Genomic DNA, 17,868 nt, shown 5'->3' with positions numbered 1-17,868 from the left:
CTACCCATCCCCCGGGCGGCGGGGATCGGGTCGCCGCCGGTGACCTGCCTCCTCCACCCCGGCCGGTATGGCCTGTTTTCGATATCTCACCGGCGCAGAAACCCCGCCGTCTCCCCGGCCACACACCGGAGGGGACGGCGGGGCTTCATCCTCACCGGGCGGGCGTACAAGGGCACCGCTGAGTAAACACACCTGCGTCAGTGAAAACGTCCGCTCCGTCCGCTACAGGTAGGTCCGGGTTCTCCGGTAGCCGCCCCCAGCGGCGGCTTTTCATAGAGGCGTCCGGCACGCCACTGCGGAGCCGCACCATATCGATCAATGACAACAACGCCAGCAGGGCGCGCCGGAGCAGCGACGGCGCTCCGCGGAGGCCCCGGCCGGAGCACCGCTACGAGTCAGCACGGCGCTCGCGGATCTGCAACGAGCCGTCAACCGACGAACCGCAGGTCGGATGATCCGATCACCACGAGACCGCCGATCAGCAGTAGATCCGCTGCAGCACAGCTCACCATCTGCGACCGGTTCGAGTGGATGCCCGGCTGCCGCCGAACGCAACAGCACACATCAGCACGTCGTCGGCACGCAGTTCACCTTTCACTGGACGGTCCCGGGACGCTGGTGGCCAAGCGTCCGGATGCAGAGTCGGCGTCGAACGCTCCACTCGGGCCATGGGTCAACACGATCGCGCTGGGCGGTGGCACCGCCCAGCGCGTCCGGGGTCCGATCGGCTCAGCGAGCTTTTCGGTAGTAGCCGGTCTGCGATGATCTTGCGCTGGATCTCGCTGGTGCCTTCGAAGATCGTAGTCAGTCGCGCATCGCGCCAATACCCTTCGACTCGTCGTTCGGTGGTGTAGCCGTTGCCACCGTGCAGCTGACTGCCCAGATTTGTCACCTCCACTGCCATCTCGGTGGCCAGTAGTTTCACCATCGCAGCTTCACGCACGCACGGCTGGCCGGCATCTATCTTGTGGGCCACACGCTGGTAGAAGGCGCGAGCCTGCTCGACCTTTGCGGCCATTTCGGCCAGGGTGAAGCGCAGGTACTGAAAGTCACCAATCGGCCGCCCGAACTGCTCCCGTTCTTGCAAGTAGACAATGCAATCTTCGACCGCACCGCGAGCGAGTCCCACTGCGCGGGCCGCAGTTTGCACCCGAGCAGTGTTGAGCTCCGCCTCGACCGCTTTGAAGCCGGCGGTTGAGACAGCGGCGGTCTCGGTGAGCGGAGTGGAATCTCCCGCCGGCTTGGGGAATTGGCCAACAGCTTGTTGGCCAATTGCGTTGCGATTCCAGGCTTGCTCTCCACCGTATGCACTGCAGAATGGTCCGAATTAGCCCGAGCATATCGGGTAAGGCTGATCGAAAACCGCCGGAGAGTCTGTCGATCACCTTCGTGTAAAAGCCCTGCATTGGTTGACATCTTGACCTGGACCAAATCTCACGGCATCTCTGCACGCCAAGATGTCAACAGAGTGGGCAGTTCGTGGCGCTATTCTGGGAGAATTGCGGAAACGAGGTTCGGGACAGCGGAAATGTCTGGAACATTAAGGAAATCCGGGCGAGCGTACGCGGGATTCGGGTACTGGTAGTAGCCTTCCCCGGTTTGCATACCAAGCAAATTCTTGTCGAGGAAGTTTTCCTTGATGTAATCAGCGTTGGCACTCATCTGCGTATCGCCACTCTCCTTGCCCCAGTGAGCAAGAACGTCGTACGTGGTCTTCATGCCGATTATATCGATCATGCCGAGCGGACCCATCGCGGCGCCGAGAAACATGAATGTACGATCGATGTCCTCAGGATCTCCGATGTCGTTGGTGACCAATGTCTGGGCTGCGTTGAGCAGGGGAACGGTCCACGTGTTGACGAGGTAACCGTTCTGTTCTCTACGTACCGGGATGGGCACCATCCCGATCTCGATCGCGAATTCGGTCACCTCGGTCACTGTTTTTCGGGCAGTACCTGCGTGGGCCATGATCTCTCCGAGGTTCATCCTCCAGATCATGTTCGCAAAGTGCAATGCACAGTACTTCTCGGGGCGACCGGTGTCCGCAGCGAAGTCGCGAGGAAGGAAAGTCGAGGAGTTCGTTACGACTAATGTATGTGAAGGTAGGATTTCCGCCATCTCCTTGTACAATTTGGTCTTCACGTCCGGGATCTCCGGTACAGCCTCGATCACAAGGTCCGCCTGCCCGACGGCAGCTGCAAGATCTGTTGTGTAGGTCAGTCGATCTCGCGTCGCGGCGATATCTTCTTCGTTGGCGCCGACGTCCGCTAGGTAGATTGCAGCGTAACGCTCATGAGCTGCTTTACTGCGCTCGATGGCATCGTCTGAAATGTCGTAGGCGGTGACGGATTTACCCTTAAAGGCACTTTGCCAGGCGATCTGCCCACCCAACACACCCGATCCGAGCACTGTCACGTTATCTACATGAGACATAGGTTCCTTCTTTCGTCGACGAATATGGCGCAAACGCGCGCGGGAGGAAGTTCATCAATTGACAGCATCCGTGAGATCGAACACCGAGTTGACCGTCGGGTCGAATCAGGAAACCATCGATGTGACCGTTGACACAGGATACGATTGGTTTCCGAAAGTTCGCTTGTACCATGACGCCAAATGTTTTGCGCTGATTGTTATGGAGTGACAACGCCGCGCCCGGTCTCAAGCGAGGTCCGGCGCTTGGGGTACACCGCGGATAGTTTCGCTACAGTCATACGATCGCAGTGGAGGTGGCGCACGATTACCCATAGTTGGTCTACGAAGCGAGCCAATGTGGTTCCGTATCTTTCGAATACTTCTTCCTCGGGGACGCCTCCGTACGGTGCCCAGTTCAAAGCGAGATTGAGTAGTGATCCGGCGTCACCTGGGTGATTGTGTACGTGCATTTGCGGATTGTCGTTTGCGATCCTGCGTTGTCTCTCTTCGTGATAGCGATGTGAGAGTTCGTCGAATAGCACCTGTGCTAGTTGTGTGGGATCAGTTCTCGGTGAGTACGAACGTCGGTAGGTGGTCATGTGCTTTTCCGGCCGTTTGGGAAGCGCTGAGGCTTGGATAGTTGGTGAATGAGCCAAGGGTTCGATCAAGCGGGGCGGGTAGGCACAACCTCAGCGAATCATCCTCAATCCCGACTGTTTGCAGCGAACCGAAGCCAGCATTGGGAATACAAACTTTCATGCGTCGGACAATGTGCGGATGCCGAGTTTCCTTACGTGGGGCCGATCGTCGCGCGAAAATCTGAAAACGACGCGATGTCCGTTGCTAGTTTTCACCGAGATGAGCACCAGCACGGACATTCGTGTGCGTGTCCTGCGTGGACTCGAACCAGGTGGAGATTGTGCCGATGATTTGCGGGCGCCTCCATGCCAGGCCTTCACGGATCCCCTCGGGAAGTTCTGCAGAACGCCAACTTGAGCGGCGTACGGTCAGGTGAGTTCGCGTTTGAGGATCTTCCCGGTGGCGGTCGTGGGCAATGAGTCGACGATGTCGATGATCCGGGGATACTTGTATGCCGCCATCTGTTCTCTGCTCCAATCGATAAGCTCATCACCGGTTAGCCTCGATCTTGCATGCGTCTGATGTGTCGCTCTGATCAATTTCAGGTTGGGTATTTCGGGCGTGGATTCGGCGCTCGGCAACGCGCGTTCGCCCGACGCGGTCGGGTGGTCGTCGGGGTCCAGGGCCCCGAAAGTTGATTTCCTTTCGTCTCGGTGGTCGGATTGGTGCTGGTCAGAGGGGGTCGGGGATCGCGTTGAGACGGGCCAATGCGGTGATCAGCAAGTCGATCCAGGGTGCGTGGGCGGACAGCCGCAGGTGCACTTTTCGCCCGTGACGGGCGATGCGGCCGGCGGTGGCGAACAGGCGTAGTCGTAGGCGTTTCGGCTCCCACCGCCTGGCCGGGTCGTCGGTGAGCGCGAGCGTCTGCATCCATGCGGTGACCTCGACGGCGAGGGCGACCAGGGCGAGCCAGATCCGATTCTGATCGAAACCGTGCAGCGGAAGGTTCTCCAGGCCGGTGTCTTTCAGGATGCGGATCCGGTCTTCGCAGCGTGCCCGGCGCCGGTGCCGCAGTTCCAGATCGGGCAATTGTCCACCTTCGGTGTTGGTGACGAACGCGGTCAACCGCAGCCCGTCACGGTCGGTGAAGCGCAGTTGTGCACCGGGGTGTGGGCGTTCTTTGCGGACGATGACCCGCATCCCGTCGGGCCAGCCCGGCAGATCGAGCACCCCGGTAACTTCCGCGATCCAGGCGCCGTCGCGGGGTTGCGCGTCCGCGTTGTGCGCGGGGATCCAAGCCTGTTCGGAAAGGGCGTCGATGGCGGTGACGATGGTGTCGGTCAGACCGAATCCGATCGAGTACGACAACTTCTGTGTGGTCAGGTAGTCGATGAGGGCATGGGTGCCGCCGGCCGCGTCGGTGCGGATCAGTACCTTGCGTCCGATCCGTCCGCCTTTGGCGGTGAACGGCAACTGCCGCAATGCTTGCCGTATCAGTTCGATGTGGTCGGCGGCGGTGTTGGAGCCGGCGTTGCCCGGTCGCAGCATCATCGCCAACGGCTCTCCCGTGCCGTCCGGTCCGTGGTCCACGAACGCGCACAGCGGGTGGAAACCGAACCCTCTCTTGTAGGTGGCGGCAGCTTTTTCCTTTTCCGAGTGCGCGGTGACCAGGGTGGCGTCGAGGTCGATGATCAGCGGATGCTTGGCGTCGATCGCATGGTCGGGAGCCTGCTCACCGGCGGCGTTCCAGGCGATCTGTCGGGCTGCCGAACGGGCGGAGTTGATTGCCGCCAACGCTTTCGGAGCGTCAGCGGCCAATGCGGCAATCAGTCTCGAGACGGTGGGATCGGACGCCACCCGGCCGAAGACTGCGGGTTCTTCCCGCAGCAGCGCGATATCGGCCAGGCAGTCGCCGCCCAGGGCGAGTGCCATCGTCAGATCGGCGATGATCTTGCCCGGATCGTGGGAGGTCGTCGGTTTACGCCACGGCTCGAGCGCGCTCGACAACGCGGTGGTCAGACCGGACTTCTCTGCGGTGCGTAGCAACAACATCGCCCCGGCGTGCGACACGACACCAGTTCCGGCGGAGTCGACGGACAGCGACGGGTACCACGAAGTAGACTTGCCCACCAGAAAGGTGCTCCTCGAACGCAGTGAATATTGGCCCTCAGCAAGCCATATTCTTGCAGTTCAGAGCACCTTTCTTCATGATCAACACGCGGCCCGGGCATGACCAGCGTGAAAGCCCGAGGTTAGTGTGGCTCCGGCGTTGGGGATGACAAACGCCTTGATTTCCTCGCCATGACGTTCGTGCGGAACCCCGATGACCGTGGCGAGGCTGATACCTGGGTGAGTCATCAGGACTTCCTCGATCTCCCTTGAATAGACGTTGAAGCCGCCGCGGATGATCATGTCCTTGGATCGGTCGACGATGAAATAGAAGCCGTCGTCGTCCTTTCGGGCAAGGTCCCCGGTACGGAACCAACCGCCGCGGATGGCCTCCGCCGTGGCTGCAGGGCGCCCGTAGTAGCCCTTCATGATGTTGTGGCCTTTGACTGCAATCTCGCCGACTTCGCCGATTGCGGCAATCTCATTCCACTCGTCGTCGATGAGCTTGACCTCTACACCCCAGACCGGGAGACCGATGGAACTGGGGCGCGAACCGCGGTCGGGGTCATTGAAGGTTGCCAGCGGTGATGTCTCGGAGAGTCCGTAGCCTTCCAGAATCTGCACGCCGAACTTGTCTTGCACCCGGGAGATGATGTCGGCAGGAAGACTCGCGCCCCCTGAGAGACCGATCCGTAGGTTACGGGCGATCCGCTCGACGTCGACATCGTCGGTGAGCGATTCGAGCAATCCCCACCACATCGTCGGAACACCGGCGAAGAACGTGATGTCTTCTCTCTGGAAGAGATCGATGACCTGACTAGCATCAAAACGTGGGATCAGGTGCAGCGTGGCGCCCGTCGAGAAGCCGGCATGCATCTGTACCGTCGCACCGAAAGTGTGGAAGAGTGGGAGTGCCACGATGTGCGTATCCGTGGTCTTATTATCGAAGAGTCGATTGCAGGTGAGGGCGTTCAAGAGCGTATTGGCGTGAGACAGCTCCGCACCCTTGGGTTGGCCTGTAGTGCCGCTGGTGTAGAGGATGGTGGCGGTGTCGGTGGCCTCGGTGGGGACAGACTCGAATACATCCGACCGCCCGGAGAGGGCCTGTCCGAGCGTCTCGACGCCGTCGATTGGGCTTGACGCGGCTGGGTCTGCGGTAATGAGGAAGAAGTTCGCGGTGGTCGACTCCTGGAAGCCGGCGTATCCCACCATTCCGATTGGGAGTTCTTCGGTGCCCTCGAAACAGAAGAAGGCCACGGCGTCGGCATCGGTCAGGTGATAGGCCACCTCTCGTCTCTTGAGCAAGATGTTCAGCGGAACAACAACACACCCAGCCTTGAGGACGCCGTAGTAGACGATGGGGAACCAGGGGAGGTTGGGGCTGCTCAGCGCCACCTTGTCGCCTGGTTGGACCCCCCGTTCCACCAGCAGGTTCGCAACCTGATTCGCCGCTCCGTCAACCTGTGCGTACGTCAGCTTGGTGTTGCCCAGGACCAGCGCATCCTTGGATGGATATCTACGCGCTGAATCCTCAAGGAGGACAGACAGGTTCAACATGATTCTCCTGAGGTCGTCAATAGTTGTACTGCTCCGCGGTGAAGCCTTCACGCGAAGTCGGTTGAGTTCAGCGTGATACAGACGGGCAAACCTTGGCCGGACACGCAATCAGATCCGGCGGCACCGTGATGGGAGCTGAGATGGCATCGAGATGTGTGCGCGATCACAACACTGGGTGTTGCACTCTCACTGGAACGGATCGATGAGGATCTTCGCGTGGCGCTCGGGATCACTGAGGTCGTTGAACGCCTGTGCGACGCCGTCGAGGCCGACGGTCGCAGTGTGCAGGGGTGACGGGTCGACCTTGCCGGAGGCGATCATGCCCAGCGTTTGGCTGAACTCTGCGGGGTCGTAGCCGAAGACGAAGCGCAGGTCGATCTCTTTGCTGAGGGCAACAGCTGGTCGGAACCTGTCGACCTCGGTGCACATTCCCACCACTGTCACCAGTGTACGAAGCGGCGCGTTGGCGATAACGTGATCGATGATTCCGGGGACGCCGGCACATTCGAATACGACGGGGCCGCTCGGGGTTTGCCCGAGTCGATCGGCGCCGAAGAAGATCTTCTCTATCGAGAGCATCGGGATCCTACGCACGGCTTTGGTCATCTCGAGTGCGAACGCGAGGAGTTCCGGTGTCGAGTTGACCGGGCTCTTGAGTGTGAGGGTGTCCCAGGGCGATTGAACCTTGGGGTCGACGACCACATCGGCACCGCACTGGCTGGCGAGCTTCCGACGGCCGGGCGAGAGATCGGAGGCGATGACCTTTGTGACCCCCGCGGCCTTGAGCATCAGGATCACTGCCAGGCCGATGGGCCCGCATCCGATGACGACAGCGGGGCGCTTCTTGCCTATTCTCGATCGACGTACTGCGTGCCGTGCGACGGTGAGGGGCTCGGTGAACGCGGCCTTGTCGTGGGAGACGCCGTCAGGAACGGGGAATGTCAGCGCTTCCTCTACAAGGGTGTATTCGGCGTAACCGCCTGCTGCATGGCTGTCGAAGCCCGTCATATGCATTCCTACCTCCGTCTGCAGGACGGGCAACGCTGTCACCGTCGTCCCTGCGGCCCAACGGCCGCGGGTCTTCGGGCCGTATGACACCACCTCGCCTAGGAGCTCATGGCCGAGAATGACCTCTTGGTTCGGAAGGATCGCGGTCGCGTAGCCCGATTCGAGCAACAACGCGTTCACCTCGGTGGCGTCCTTTTTGGCATGCAGATCCGATCCGCAGATCCCGGTCCGCAGTACTTTGATCAGGACCTGGCCCGGACCTGGTTCGGGTGTCTTCACCTCACGAACGCTGAGTTCGCCCTCCGTACAGACAACGGCCTTCATCGCGTCCTTCTCCTATCGATGGAAATTGAGTCCTGAGCGCGAGAGACGCACAGGATCATGTGGTCGTCGCATTCGTATTCGGTCAGAACGTTGCGATACGGACTCATGATGTCGGGGCGTCCGCAACAGCGTCCGCCCGTATCGCCGCGGGCGACGTCACCAGATAGGCGACGGCCTGTTATGCCGAGCCCTCATGGGACGGATGATAGGTCGGCAGGAGTACTTCCAAAACCTTCACGAACCGGTGTTCACCTTCAACGAACCGGAGGTGACGGATGTTGATGTAGTACGAGGAGAAGCGCCCACCCGGCCTCGACTCGAACGGCAATCCGGCCGGCCGAAATTCACGTTGCGGGCGGGAAGCGCGACCTTACTGGGGTCGCTGCGGCGCTGTGGTCTGATGGTCATCTCGAATCTTCGTCCTGCTGCGTGATGGTGCTGATGAACTCGGTGACGAGGGTGGTGATCAGGGTGGGGTTCTGCTCCACCACCCAATGGTTGCCCGGAATCGCGTGCGTGCACAGGCGGTCCACGAACGGCTTTGGTGCTTCGAGTCCGAGCGGAACGGTCACGTGGGCGTCGTCGGTCGGGGCGAGAACCTGCACCGGACACACCGCTCGAGTGGGACGTGGCGTGAGCAGGTGGCGAAAATTGGCGCGGTACAACCCGATCCCGTCTATTGCGTCACGCCGTGACCGGCGTCCGGACGGGATCTGACGGTCGGTCGGCACGCCGATGTTCTCGGATCGCGAGACCATTTTCTCGACGACACCGCGCCGCACCAGCAGTTCGGGGAGGAATGGGAGTTGGAACGCGACGATGTACCAGGAGTCAACCAGTTGACGTGCGAACTTACGCGGGTGACGGTGCCCACGTCGCAACCACGCACCGGCCATGTCCAGGCCCGGCCCCGAGACTGACGTGAAAGACGCCAGTTTGTTGGCAAACGCTGAATCGGATACGGCGGCCCAGCTTTGGATCGATCCCCAGTCGTGGGCGACCAGATGAACGGGTGAGTCGGGACTGGTCAGGGAGATGACGGTGGCGAGATCGTCTCGCAATTGGGACATCGCATACCCGCCCCGCTTGGCGGGTTGCCCTGATGCTCCGGTACCGCGCACGTCGTATGTGACGACGTGGAAGTCGCCGGCCGTTAGAGCGATTACCGGTTCCCAGACCGAGTGGTCGTCGGGATATCCATGGACGAACAGCACCGTTGGCCGATCGCTGTCGCCGTACTCGTAGATCGCGAGCTTGACGCCGTCGGTGGCGTCGGCGAATCGCGTTGGCTCACCTGGCCGAGTGGCTTTGTCGGCGGTGGGTGCGGGGGTCTCATGCGTGGTCGGTGCGTTGGTCACTGGACGGCTTCTTTGACTTGCTCGGTCGCGTCGTCCGCGAAACCGGCGGCAGGTGAAGCGGCCGACGTGAAGCGAAGCTCGGGGTCGTCGATCGGGTCCTTGCCGAGAACGATCCGGTCGTGGTTAAAATCCTGGGGAGCTTGCCACGGTCCGTGGGTGCCCTGTTTGGGGAACAAGTGCATCGCCCGGTTGATGTAGCCCGCGTCGAATTCGAAGAATCGCTTGACCGGCATCGAACTGTCCGAGACGACGGGTACGACGCTGGAGTAGCCGTTCTCGCTCATGTGGTCGAGAAGTCGGCAGAACCACTGTGCGACGAGGTCTGCTTTGAGAGTCCACGAGTGGTTGATGTACCCAACGGTGAACGCGAAGTTCGGGAGGCCGCTCACCATCGCGCTCTTGTAGATGACGTGATCGGGTAGATCGATCCGTTGGCCGTCCACCTCGAATGCGATCTTTCCGAAAGGCACCATATTCAGACCCGTGGCGGTGACGATGATGTCGGCGTCGAGCCGTGTGCCTGATTCGAGTTCGATCCCGGTTTCAGTGAACCGCACGATCTTGTCGGTGACAACCGCCGCGCGGCCCTTCGCGATTGCTTTGAACAGGTCACCATCTGGGACCGTGCACATGCGCTGGTCCCACGGGTCGTACTCCGGATGGAAGTGAGTGTCGACGTCGAAGCCCTCCGGGAGCGCGGCGGCCGTGATTTTGCGGACGAGTGCCCGAGCCTGTCGAGGGAACTTCCGGCTGCCCTTGTAGACGAGATTCCCTTTCCGAATGCTGATCTCACGGGAGATCGAGTAGGCAGTCTTCTCGGGGAGGATTCTTCGGAGAGTGTTAGCGAGCGGATCCTTGCGTGGGATGGGAATCACGTAGGACGGGGATCGCTGCAGCATTGTGACGTGCTCGGCCTCCTCCGCAATCGACGGCAGAAGTGTGACCGCGGTGGCGCCGCTTCCGATGACCACAACCTTCTTGCCCGAGTAATCCAGGTCTTCGGGCCAATGCTGCGGGTGGACGATCTGTCCCTCGAAGTCATCACGGCCCGCGAAGTCCGGCGTGAAACCCTCGCCGGCGTCGTAATAGCCGGCGGCCGAGAACAACATCGACGCGGTCACGTCGTGTCGGACTCCGTCACTGACGCGCTCGAGGGTGACCACCCAACGCTGCTCGGGTGTCGAGAAATCCGCCCGAACGACCGTGAAACCGAGATGGATGTGGCGCTGCAGACCGTTTTCGCTGACGGTTTCCCGGAGGTAGTCGAGGATCTCGTGGGCGTCGGCGATCGAGTTGTCACGGCGCCATGGCTTGAAACCGAAGCCATACGCCTGCATATCGGAATCCGATCGAATCCCGGGGTAGCGGAATAGATCCCACGTACCGCCGAGCGATTCGCGCCCATCGACGATCGCGAAGGTTCGGCCGGGCTGTGAATGCTTGAGAGTGTATCCCATCCCGATCCCGGAGAGGCCGGCGCCGACGACGAGGACGTCGACGTGATCGAATGCGAGGCCCGAATCAGGCGCATGGGCTTTAGGCATGTCAACTCCCGTAGTTGAGCTTCAGTGTGACGATGCTTACAAGCCTCGCAACCAGGCGGCGGGAAAACTTGTCCTCAGACGACATAATTTTGCCATTTGGCGACAGTGCCAAGTGGGCGTCGGTTGCGCCGACCACCTAGAGGATCGGATCCTCCGGGCGGCTACCGCGGCGCCGTTTGAGCAGGTCGCGCGGCGATTCGCCGTACCAGCGGCGGCAGGCCCGGGTGAAGCTGCTCTGTTCGGCATAGCCCAGGGCCGAGGCGAGCTGCGAGGCCTGCAAGCCGGTTGCGGCGAGCTCCCAGGCTGTCGCCCGTCGAACCTCGTCGAGTATCTTCTCGAAGGTCGTGCCTTCGGCCGCAAGTTCGCGTTGCAGCGTGCGCTCATGCAGTGACACCGCTCGGGCCACCCGGCTGAGACCCGCCTCGCCGACCAGCAGCAAGCGCCGCGTGACGTCGCGGACATGCTCGGCCAGCGCCACGCCGGAATGGACCCGGGCCAGATATTCCTGAGCAAGTGCGAGTGCGGCTTCGTCGCGATCCTCGATGACGCGGGTGAGATGTGCCGGCGACAGGTGAATAGCGTTCTGACTCTGGCCGAACTCCACGGGGCAAGCGAACACGTCGAAGTAGGACTCCAATGGTGCGAGCCGTTCATGCTGGAACGTGACCTTTATCGGGATCACTCTGTCGCCGCTCATGACGTTGATCGCGTTCATGGCCAGTGTTTGGCTCTTCTCCACCGTCTGGCGCCGGTCGAAGTCGTTGTGGAGGATCGTCGAGTACGAGTAGATCGCCGATCCCGCCGAGGTGGTCAGCCGCGCAGTGTCGGCCGGAGCGAGGTTTCCGAGGAAGCGACAGACGTTGGTGATCGCTTCGCCCACTGTCTCAGCATTCCGCAGGATGACGCTCAGCGGTCCCAGCGATGCGATGCTCTGCATGCCACCGAGACGCAATCCGAAGTCGAGACAGTCGAACTCGCGGGCGGCGTGTCCGAGAACCGCGGCCGCGTCTTCGTAGCGGACATATCGGTCGAAGTCGCCGACTGCGAGCGGATCGATGCCGTGGGACCGGAGGAGAGCGTCGGCATCACCTCCGAGTTCGGTGATGAGCTCGTCTACCCGGGAGATCGCCGAACCTCGCGTCAAGACAGCCACGGATCCCAGTGTGGGCGCAGTGTCGCACAAAGACAAGTTTTGGCCGGGGTGGTTCTCAATTATCGGGCGAGTCACTGCAGCCGCGTTTACCCTTGAGCTTGCCGGTGCGACGGCGCAGGTTCCGTCCGCATCACCACATCAGATCTGACTAGCAGGGTCAAATACCAGGGGTTCTCGTCAAGGTTAGATGACACAACTCAGCCTGTGGAGGCTAATAGGTTGTGACGCAATCAGTTTCATCGTCAGGAGCGAATGCACCCGAATGGACTGTCTCGATGTCGTGCCTGTGAGATGACATCCTGGAACGATGATGCGCTCGCGCCGCCCGTCTGTAGTTCGTCATCTCCCGTCTTCACCCAGCTGAAACGCGCGAAGCCCGACGAAGAGCTCCGCGGCCTGCGCCGGATTCATAAAATCCCTACCGGTCAGGTCGCCGATCCGCCGGAGTCGATAGAGGACGGTGTTGCGGTGGTAGTGCAGGCGCGCGGCGGCGTCACTCGTGGACCCCTTGGATGCGAACCAGGCGTCGAGCGTCGCCAGCAGGCTGTTTCGCTCGACCTCGGGCAGATCGAGTAGCGACCCGAAGATCTGACGGACAGCGATGCGGCTGCTGTCGGGATGGGTCGCTAGCAACAGCGGCACCGGAACCGCGCCAAAACGTGTGACAGCACTGTCGTCAACGCGCGCGCAAGCCCGCGCCAACCTGGCCTGGGCAACAGCCTTGGCCGTTCCGGACGGCGAAGTGAACATCTCGCTGACCCCCACCGCGCCGGATACGTCCAGATGCGCGACCACCTCGTTGACTATCGCGTCCGACCGCCCGAACAGCAGACCGAGAACGCCGTCGGCCTCCGAATCCCACACCGCGCCTACCTCACGCGTGGAGAACTCGAGCCGGTCCGAATCCGCGGAAATCACCACGAAACTGCCACGTTCGGGAATCCGCAAGGTATGCACAGCGGCTGCCACCGCAGACCGATTGGACGCGTGGTCGCCGAACAGTGCTCGAATAAGACGTCGCCGCGACTCGGCATCCTCCTCGCTTCGGGCGTCGACCGTGTGTCGATAGGCCTCGGCGGCCGCATCCGAACACACATCGACCATCGCCCAGATCTGGGCGGCCATATCGAGCAGCGCGCGCGTCGCCTCCGCCTCCGACCGGTTCATCAGTTCTTCCCAGATCAGCCGACCGCCCAGACGGAAGGCGTGCAACAGGGCGGCGAGCGGAACACCCTGTTCGGCTTTGAGCCGCCCAGCCTCGGCGGCCGACTCGAGCTCCGGCTCGACCTCGCCCGCCAAACAGGTGATCATCGCCAGCAGGTTGGCATGACACGCGTCATACAGCTGCTCGCGGGTCAGCAAGGATGACTCGAGGTAGCCGCGCTCGGCGGACAGTATGCGTGCAACCAACTCCGAAGCCATGCCATCCACCGTTGTCAGCAGCGGGAGAAGCAGGGCGTTCTGCACATGCACGGGTTTCGTGACCACTGTCGACATGGGGGCAGCCTAGACCCGAGCTGGTGGACCACATCGAAGTTGTGCGACAGCACAACCAGACGCGGATGTTGAAGAGCGGTCGCCCATAGCGGACCAGCGCCCGACGAGACCACAATCCATTTACGTGGCCGCGGCTCCCCACCCCAAGGGCAGAGACGAGTGATCGCAGTGTCCGACAAAACCCGTTCCGACTTGCACGTCGCGAACACCCCGACACCACAGGACACCCGAACGTCGACCGTGCTCTCGACGAGTGCGCACTGGCGAGCAATACGTGGGCGTCGCTGACAAGCTCGAGAGTGGACGGGTGCTGACCCACGACATCGACCGGGCGACGGGGTCACGCGCCTGCAGACCAAGTGCTTCGCTCCGGTTCTCGGCGTTGTCGGATTACTGTGCACTGGTTAAACATTCGCGGCTGCGGCTGTCCGCATGGTCAACTCTGACTTCGCCGGAACCCTCGGCATCAGTATCGTCGCAAACCCCAGGACGATTCAACATAGGCACCGGGTTCGACATACTCTTGGCGGAGCTGAACTACGGAACCATCTCGGTGCACGCCCGGACCAGTGTCGGCTTCCTGACCGCGGGGCGGTCGAGGTTAGTGTGCAGGTATGGAGGCGCTGGAGCCGGCTCACGGTGCGGATGCTGGAAGGGGTATCGCTGCGTATTTGCTGGCGAATGTGTCCAGCCTGGCTGACGACATGCTGACGTATATAGCCGAGCGAATACCGGAGGTCGGTGGGGATGCCGAGCTTCGCGGTCTGACCCTGGGGTCGTGCTCGTCGAATCTCGAAGCGGCACTTTCGATGGTTCGCCATGGGATCGATGTAGCGGCTGCGGAGGCGCCGGTCACGGCCCTCGGACACGCACGCGCAATGGCATCACGAGGGCACAGCGTGGATGTGATGCTGCGGTTCTATCGGTTGGGTCATGAGTACTTCACCGTGAAGCTGTCCGAATCGATCACTGACTGGATCGAGGACCCCGCGGTCGCGTTGAGGACGTTCGTCGATCTCGAGCGCTTCGGATTTCGATACATCGACCGCATCTCCAGTCTGGTGGCTGCCGAGTACGTCGCTGAGCTCGACCGGCTCCAGAACCAGGCAAGAGCCGAACGCGCCGATGTCGTGCGGGCACTGCTCGCTGGGGAACGCGTTGACATCGCTCGCGCCGAACGTGTGCTCAGCCACCGGCTCACCGGTCGGCAGATCGGTTTCGTGTGCTGGGTCGACGACCGCGGCGTCGATCTCGAGGGATTCGCCAGGCAGGTTGGTAGGTTCCTCGGGGCGGGACACTCACTCGTCGTCGCGGACAGCCCACTTGCAGTGTGGGGATGGGCGTCGATCCCGGGGGACGTGAGGACTTCACCCATCGGCATGGCGACTGAATTTCCCGGCGAACGCGACAAAGTTCACATCGCGGTGGGCTCACCCCATCCGGGGGCAGCAGGCTTCCGCACCTCCCACCTCGAGGCTTTACGCACTCGCCGAATCATCGAACTGTCCGGGCGCGCGGCGCCATCGATCACCCAGTTCAGCGATGTTGCCTTGGTGGACGCCATCTCGCGCGACCTGGATGCGGCGAGGGCCTTCGTCGCCGCTCAGCTCGGCGATCTCGCACGGGACGAGGCGAAAGAGCGCAGCGAGCGCGCCGCGCTCTTGGCTGTTCTCGACGCGCAAGGGAGCCTGGCGACCGCAGCGAGCACCTTGGGAATCCACCGGAACACGGTCCTGCAAAGAATGCGTCGTGCCGAAGAACGCAGGGGCCGGCCCGCAACGATCAACATCGCCGAACTGCACGCCGCCCTACTCGTCTGTGACGTGCTGGGGGCCTCGGTGTTGCGCGATTCGTAGCCTCACTGACCGGAGCCAGAGCGTGCCGGATGTGCTGACAGCACACCGGAGAGGGCTGGGAGGGCCTTGTCGACCAATATCGGCCGTATATAGGTTGTGAGGAATTTCACCCTGAAACGCGAAGAGGAGTCCGATGTCGACTACGACTCGACAGCCCCAACCCCCAGCAGGGGCCTCCCAACACGCCTTACCCGATCCGGGCGAGCAGGTTCCTACGCTGTCCTGGCCGATAGTGTGCCTCTTCACATTTGCGCTCGCGCTCTTCGGCGCCTCGACTTGGGCTGCCCTCACCGACGTTTTTCCTGCCGTCGCCACCATCGCCGCGAGCTCCGCAGCAATCTTCGTCCTGTTCACCGTGTTGCACGACGCCTCGCATTACTCGATCAGCTCCCATCGCTGGGTCAACGTCGCATTCGGTCGCGCGGCGATGTTCTTCGTCTCGCCTCTGATCTCATTCAAGTCGTTCGCGTTCATCCATATCGAACACCACCGCAACACCAATGACGGTGAGTCCGATCCCGATCACTTCGTCAGCGCCGCACCCTGGTGGCAGCTGCCCATCCGCTTCCCGGCAATGGACCTGCCATATATCGGGTTCCTGGTACGTAATCTGCGCCGGCGCCCCCGCGCCGAGATTCTCGAAACGACGGCCTTGATGACCCTTTCGGTGACGGTCATCGCGGCGGCTGCCTTCGCTGGACATCTGTGGACGCTCGCGCTGATCTACCTAATTCCCGAGCGGGTGGCGATGTTCGTGCTCGCTTGGTGGTTCGACTGGCTACCCCACCACGACCTGGAAGACATACAAAGCGAGAACCGCTATCGCGCGACCCGCAACCGGGTCGGCTCGGAGTGGATATTGACTCCCCTGCTCTTGTCACAGAACTATCACCTGGTCCACCACTTACACCCCTCCATCCCCTTCTACCGCTACGTCGCGGCCTGGCGACGCAACGAGGCCGCCTACCTCGAGCGCGACTCCGCGATAAGCACCGTCTTTGGGCAGCAGCTCGACGCCACGCAGTACCGCGAGTGGAAACGCCTCAACGGCAAACTAGCTGCGCTGCTCCCGGTCCGAATGCCGCGGTCCTCCGCGGCACGCCATGCCAGCACCCACCCGATCCCTGTCAAAAGCGTCGAGCGCCTGACTCCGGACAGCGTCAAAGTCACTTTCGACGTTCCCGATCACCTCAGCGACCAGTTCGCCTTCCAGGCAGGCCAACACCTGACCGTTCGACACCGCACCGGCGGGCAAGAGGTGCGACGAAACTACTCGATCTGCGCCTCGGCCACATCGGGAGAACTGGCGATCGGAGTACGCCACATCACCGGCGGGATGTTCTCAACCTTCGCGGTCGAAACACTGCGAGCCGGTGACGTCCTGGAGCTGATGACCCCCACGGGTAGCTTCGGCGCACCCCTCGATCCACTCACTCGGCGCGACAATGTCGCGGTAGCTGCCGGGAGCGGCATCACGCCCATCCTGTCGATCATGCGCACCACGATGGAGATCGAGACCGAGAGCCGCTTCACCCTCTTCTACGGCAACAGAACCGCAGAGTCGACCATGTTCGCCGCCGAACTTGATGAGCTCGAATCCCGATATGCCGACCGGCTGCGCATCTTCCACATCCGCTCAGGCGAGGCGCGCCACCCCGCCTCGCTTCGTGTCCGTATCGACCTGGCAATGGTTCAACGTCTGCTCGCCAGCGACCTCACGCCGATCGACCGGTGGTACCTGTGCGGTCCGAGCGATCTCGCCACCACAATGCGCGATGACCTCGCATCCGAAGGAGTGCCGACCGATCGGATACACCTCGAACTGTTCCGCGGCACGAACCGATCCACACACGTCGATGCCTTCCCCGCCTCCAAAGTGATCATCACGCTGTCCGGCGCGAATCACACCGTGGAACTCGCCCCCGGTGAGACCGTCCTCGAATCCGCGCTGAAAAACAACATCGACGCCCCGTATGCCTGCCTTGGCGGCGCGTGCGGGACTTGCAGAGCCAGAATCACAACAGGAGCAGTCTCGATGGAGCAAAATCTTGCACTTAACACAGTCGAAACCGAGGCCGGCTTCATACTGACCTGTCAATCCCATCCCACCACCCCAACTGTCGCAGTCGACTACGACAGCTGAGCCGACATGCGCGAACACCGCGAGAAGACCGCACTCGTCACCGGTGCCTCGGCGACGGCGATCGCCAGGGCACCATTGGGCTGGAAAGATTCTGGCGGCTTGCCTCGGTAAGCACTTGGTCGGCTGCGCCAGCTCCGAACGCACCGATTTCGATCTGGTCAACCCTGGTGCCGTGCGGGCTCCTCGGGAGCCGTACTCGCCAAACGGCTCAGCGCAGATCCACCCAACTCCAAGGTCGTGCTGGAAGTGGGACCGGAAGACAAGGACACATTCGCCCACATCCCGGCGACCTTCTTCACACTCTTCCGAAGCGATGTCGACTGGATAC

General features: G+C 61.8%; 11 protein-coding genes and 1 pseudogene. 2 read left to right on the top strand and 10 right to left on the bottom strand.

Annotated features, from left to right (window positions below):
• Positions 1–673: 673 nt before the first annotated feature.
• From HGB39_RS34285 to HGB39_RS34240, 10 genes and pseudogenes are all read right to left on the bottom strand, one after another.
• Positions 674–1,273 (bottom strand): acyl-CoA dehydrogenase family protein, encoded by a 600-nt coding sequence (locus tag HGB39_RS34285; RefSeq protein WP_267204513.1) that lies wholly within the window; start codon positions 1,271–1,273, stop codon positions 674–676.
• Positions 1,274–1,485: 212 nt separating this feature from the next.
• Positions 1,486–2,415 carry a 3-hydroxyacyl-CoA dehydrogenase gene (locus tag HGB39_RS34280; RefSeq protein ID WP_248949997.1) on the bottom strand — a complete coding sequence of 310 codons (930 nt, stop codon included), beginning with the start codon at positions 2,413–2,415 and terminating at the stop codon, positions 1,486–1,488.
• Positions 2,416–3,419: 1,004 nt separating this feature from the next.
• Positions 3,420–3,548: pseudogene (locus HGB39_RS40405) on the bottom strand (AMP-binding enzyme); the annotation flags it as partial.
• Positions 3,549–3,723: 175 nt separating this feature from the next.
• A complete protein-coding gene (locus tag HGB39_RS34270; protein ID WP_064080751.1) occupies positions 3,724–5,121 on the bottom strand; it encodes an IS1380 family transposase in 1,398 nt (465 codons plus the stop codon).
• Between the two features lie 81 nt (positions 5,122–5,202).
• Entirely contained in the window at positions 5,203–6,657 is a 1,455-nt protein-coding gene (locus tag HGB39_RS34265; protein ID WP_247607582.1) for a long-chain-fatty-acid--CoA ligase, read from the bottom strand.
• A 186-nt stretch (positions 6,658–6,843) separates the two neighbouring features.
• Positions 6,844–7,989, bottom strand: coding sequence for a zinc-binding dehydrogenase (locus tag HGB39_RS34260; protein WP_005565058.1), 1,146 nt, complete (start codon positions 7,987–7,989; stop codon positions 6,844–6,846).
• A 404-nt stretch (positions 7,990–8,393) separates the two neighbouring features.
• Positions 8,394–9,347 (bottom strand): alpha/beta fold hydrolase, encoded by a 954-nt coding sequence (locus HGB39_RS34255; RefSeq protein WP_005565060.1) that lies wholly within the window; start codon positions 9,345–9,347, stop codon positions 8,394–8,396.
• Positions 9,344–10,891, bottom strand: a complete 1,548-nt coding sequence (locus HGB39_RS34250) for a flavin-containing monooxygenase (protein WP_005565062.1) — start codon at positions 10,889–10,891, stop codon at positions 9,344–9,346. Before HGB39_RS34250 ends, HGB39_RS34255 begins: the two co-directional genes overlap by 4 nt.
• Before the next feature lie 136 nt (positions 10,892–11,027).
• Positions 11,028–12,044: an AraC family transcriptional regulator gene (locus HGB39_RS34245; protein ID WP_005565063.1), complete on the bottom strand. Its 1,017-nt coding sequence runs from the start codon at positions 12,042–12,044 to the stop codon at positions 11,028–11,030.
• A 339-nt stretch (positions 12,045–12,383) separates the two neighbouring features.
• Entirely contained in the window at positions 12,384–13,541 is a 1,158-nt protein-coding gene (locus tag HGB39_RS34240; RefSeq protein ID WP_005565064.1) for a PucR family transcriptional regulator, read from the bottom strand.
• 614 nt (positions 13,542–14,155) lie between these two features.
• On the opposite strand from HGB39_RS34240, the gene HGB39_RS34235 reads away from it, so the two are divergent.
• Both HGB39_RS34235 and HGB39_RS34230 read left to right on the top strand, forming a co-directional pair.
• Complete coding sequence (locus HGB39_RS34235) at positions 14,156–15,397, top strand: PucR family transcriptional regulator (RefSeq protein ID WP_043788922.1); 1,242 nt, start codon at positions 14,156–14,158, stop codon at positions 15,395–15,397.
• A gap of 133 nt (positions 15,398–15,530) precedes the next feature.
• Positions 15,531–17,540, top strand: a complete 2,010-nt coding sequence (locus HGB39_RS34230; RefSeq protein WP_043788924.1) for a fatty acid desaturase — start codon at positions 15,531–15,533, stop codon at positions 17,538–17,540.
• Positions 17,541–17,868 lie beyond the last annotated feature (328 nt).

The organism is Rhodococcus opacus, assembly GCF_012396235.1.
GTDB lineage: Bacteria > Actinomycetota > Actinomycetes > Mycobacteriales > Mycobacteriaceae > Rhodococcus_F > Rhodococcus_F opacus.
Note: the sequence above shows the minus strand (reverse complement) of the source record. Positions and strands in the feature narration are given on the sequence as shown.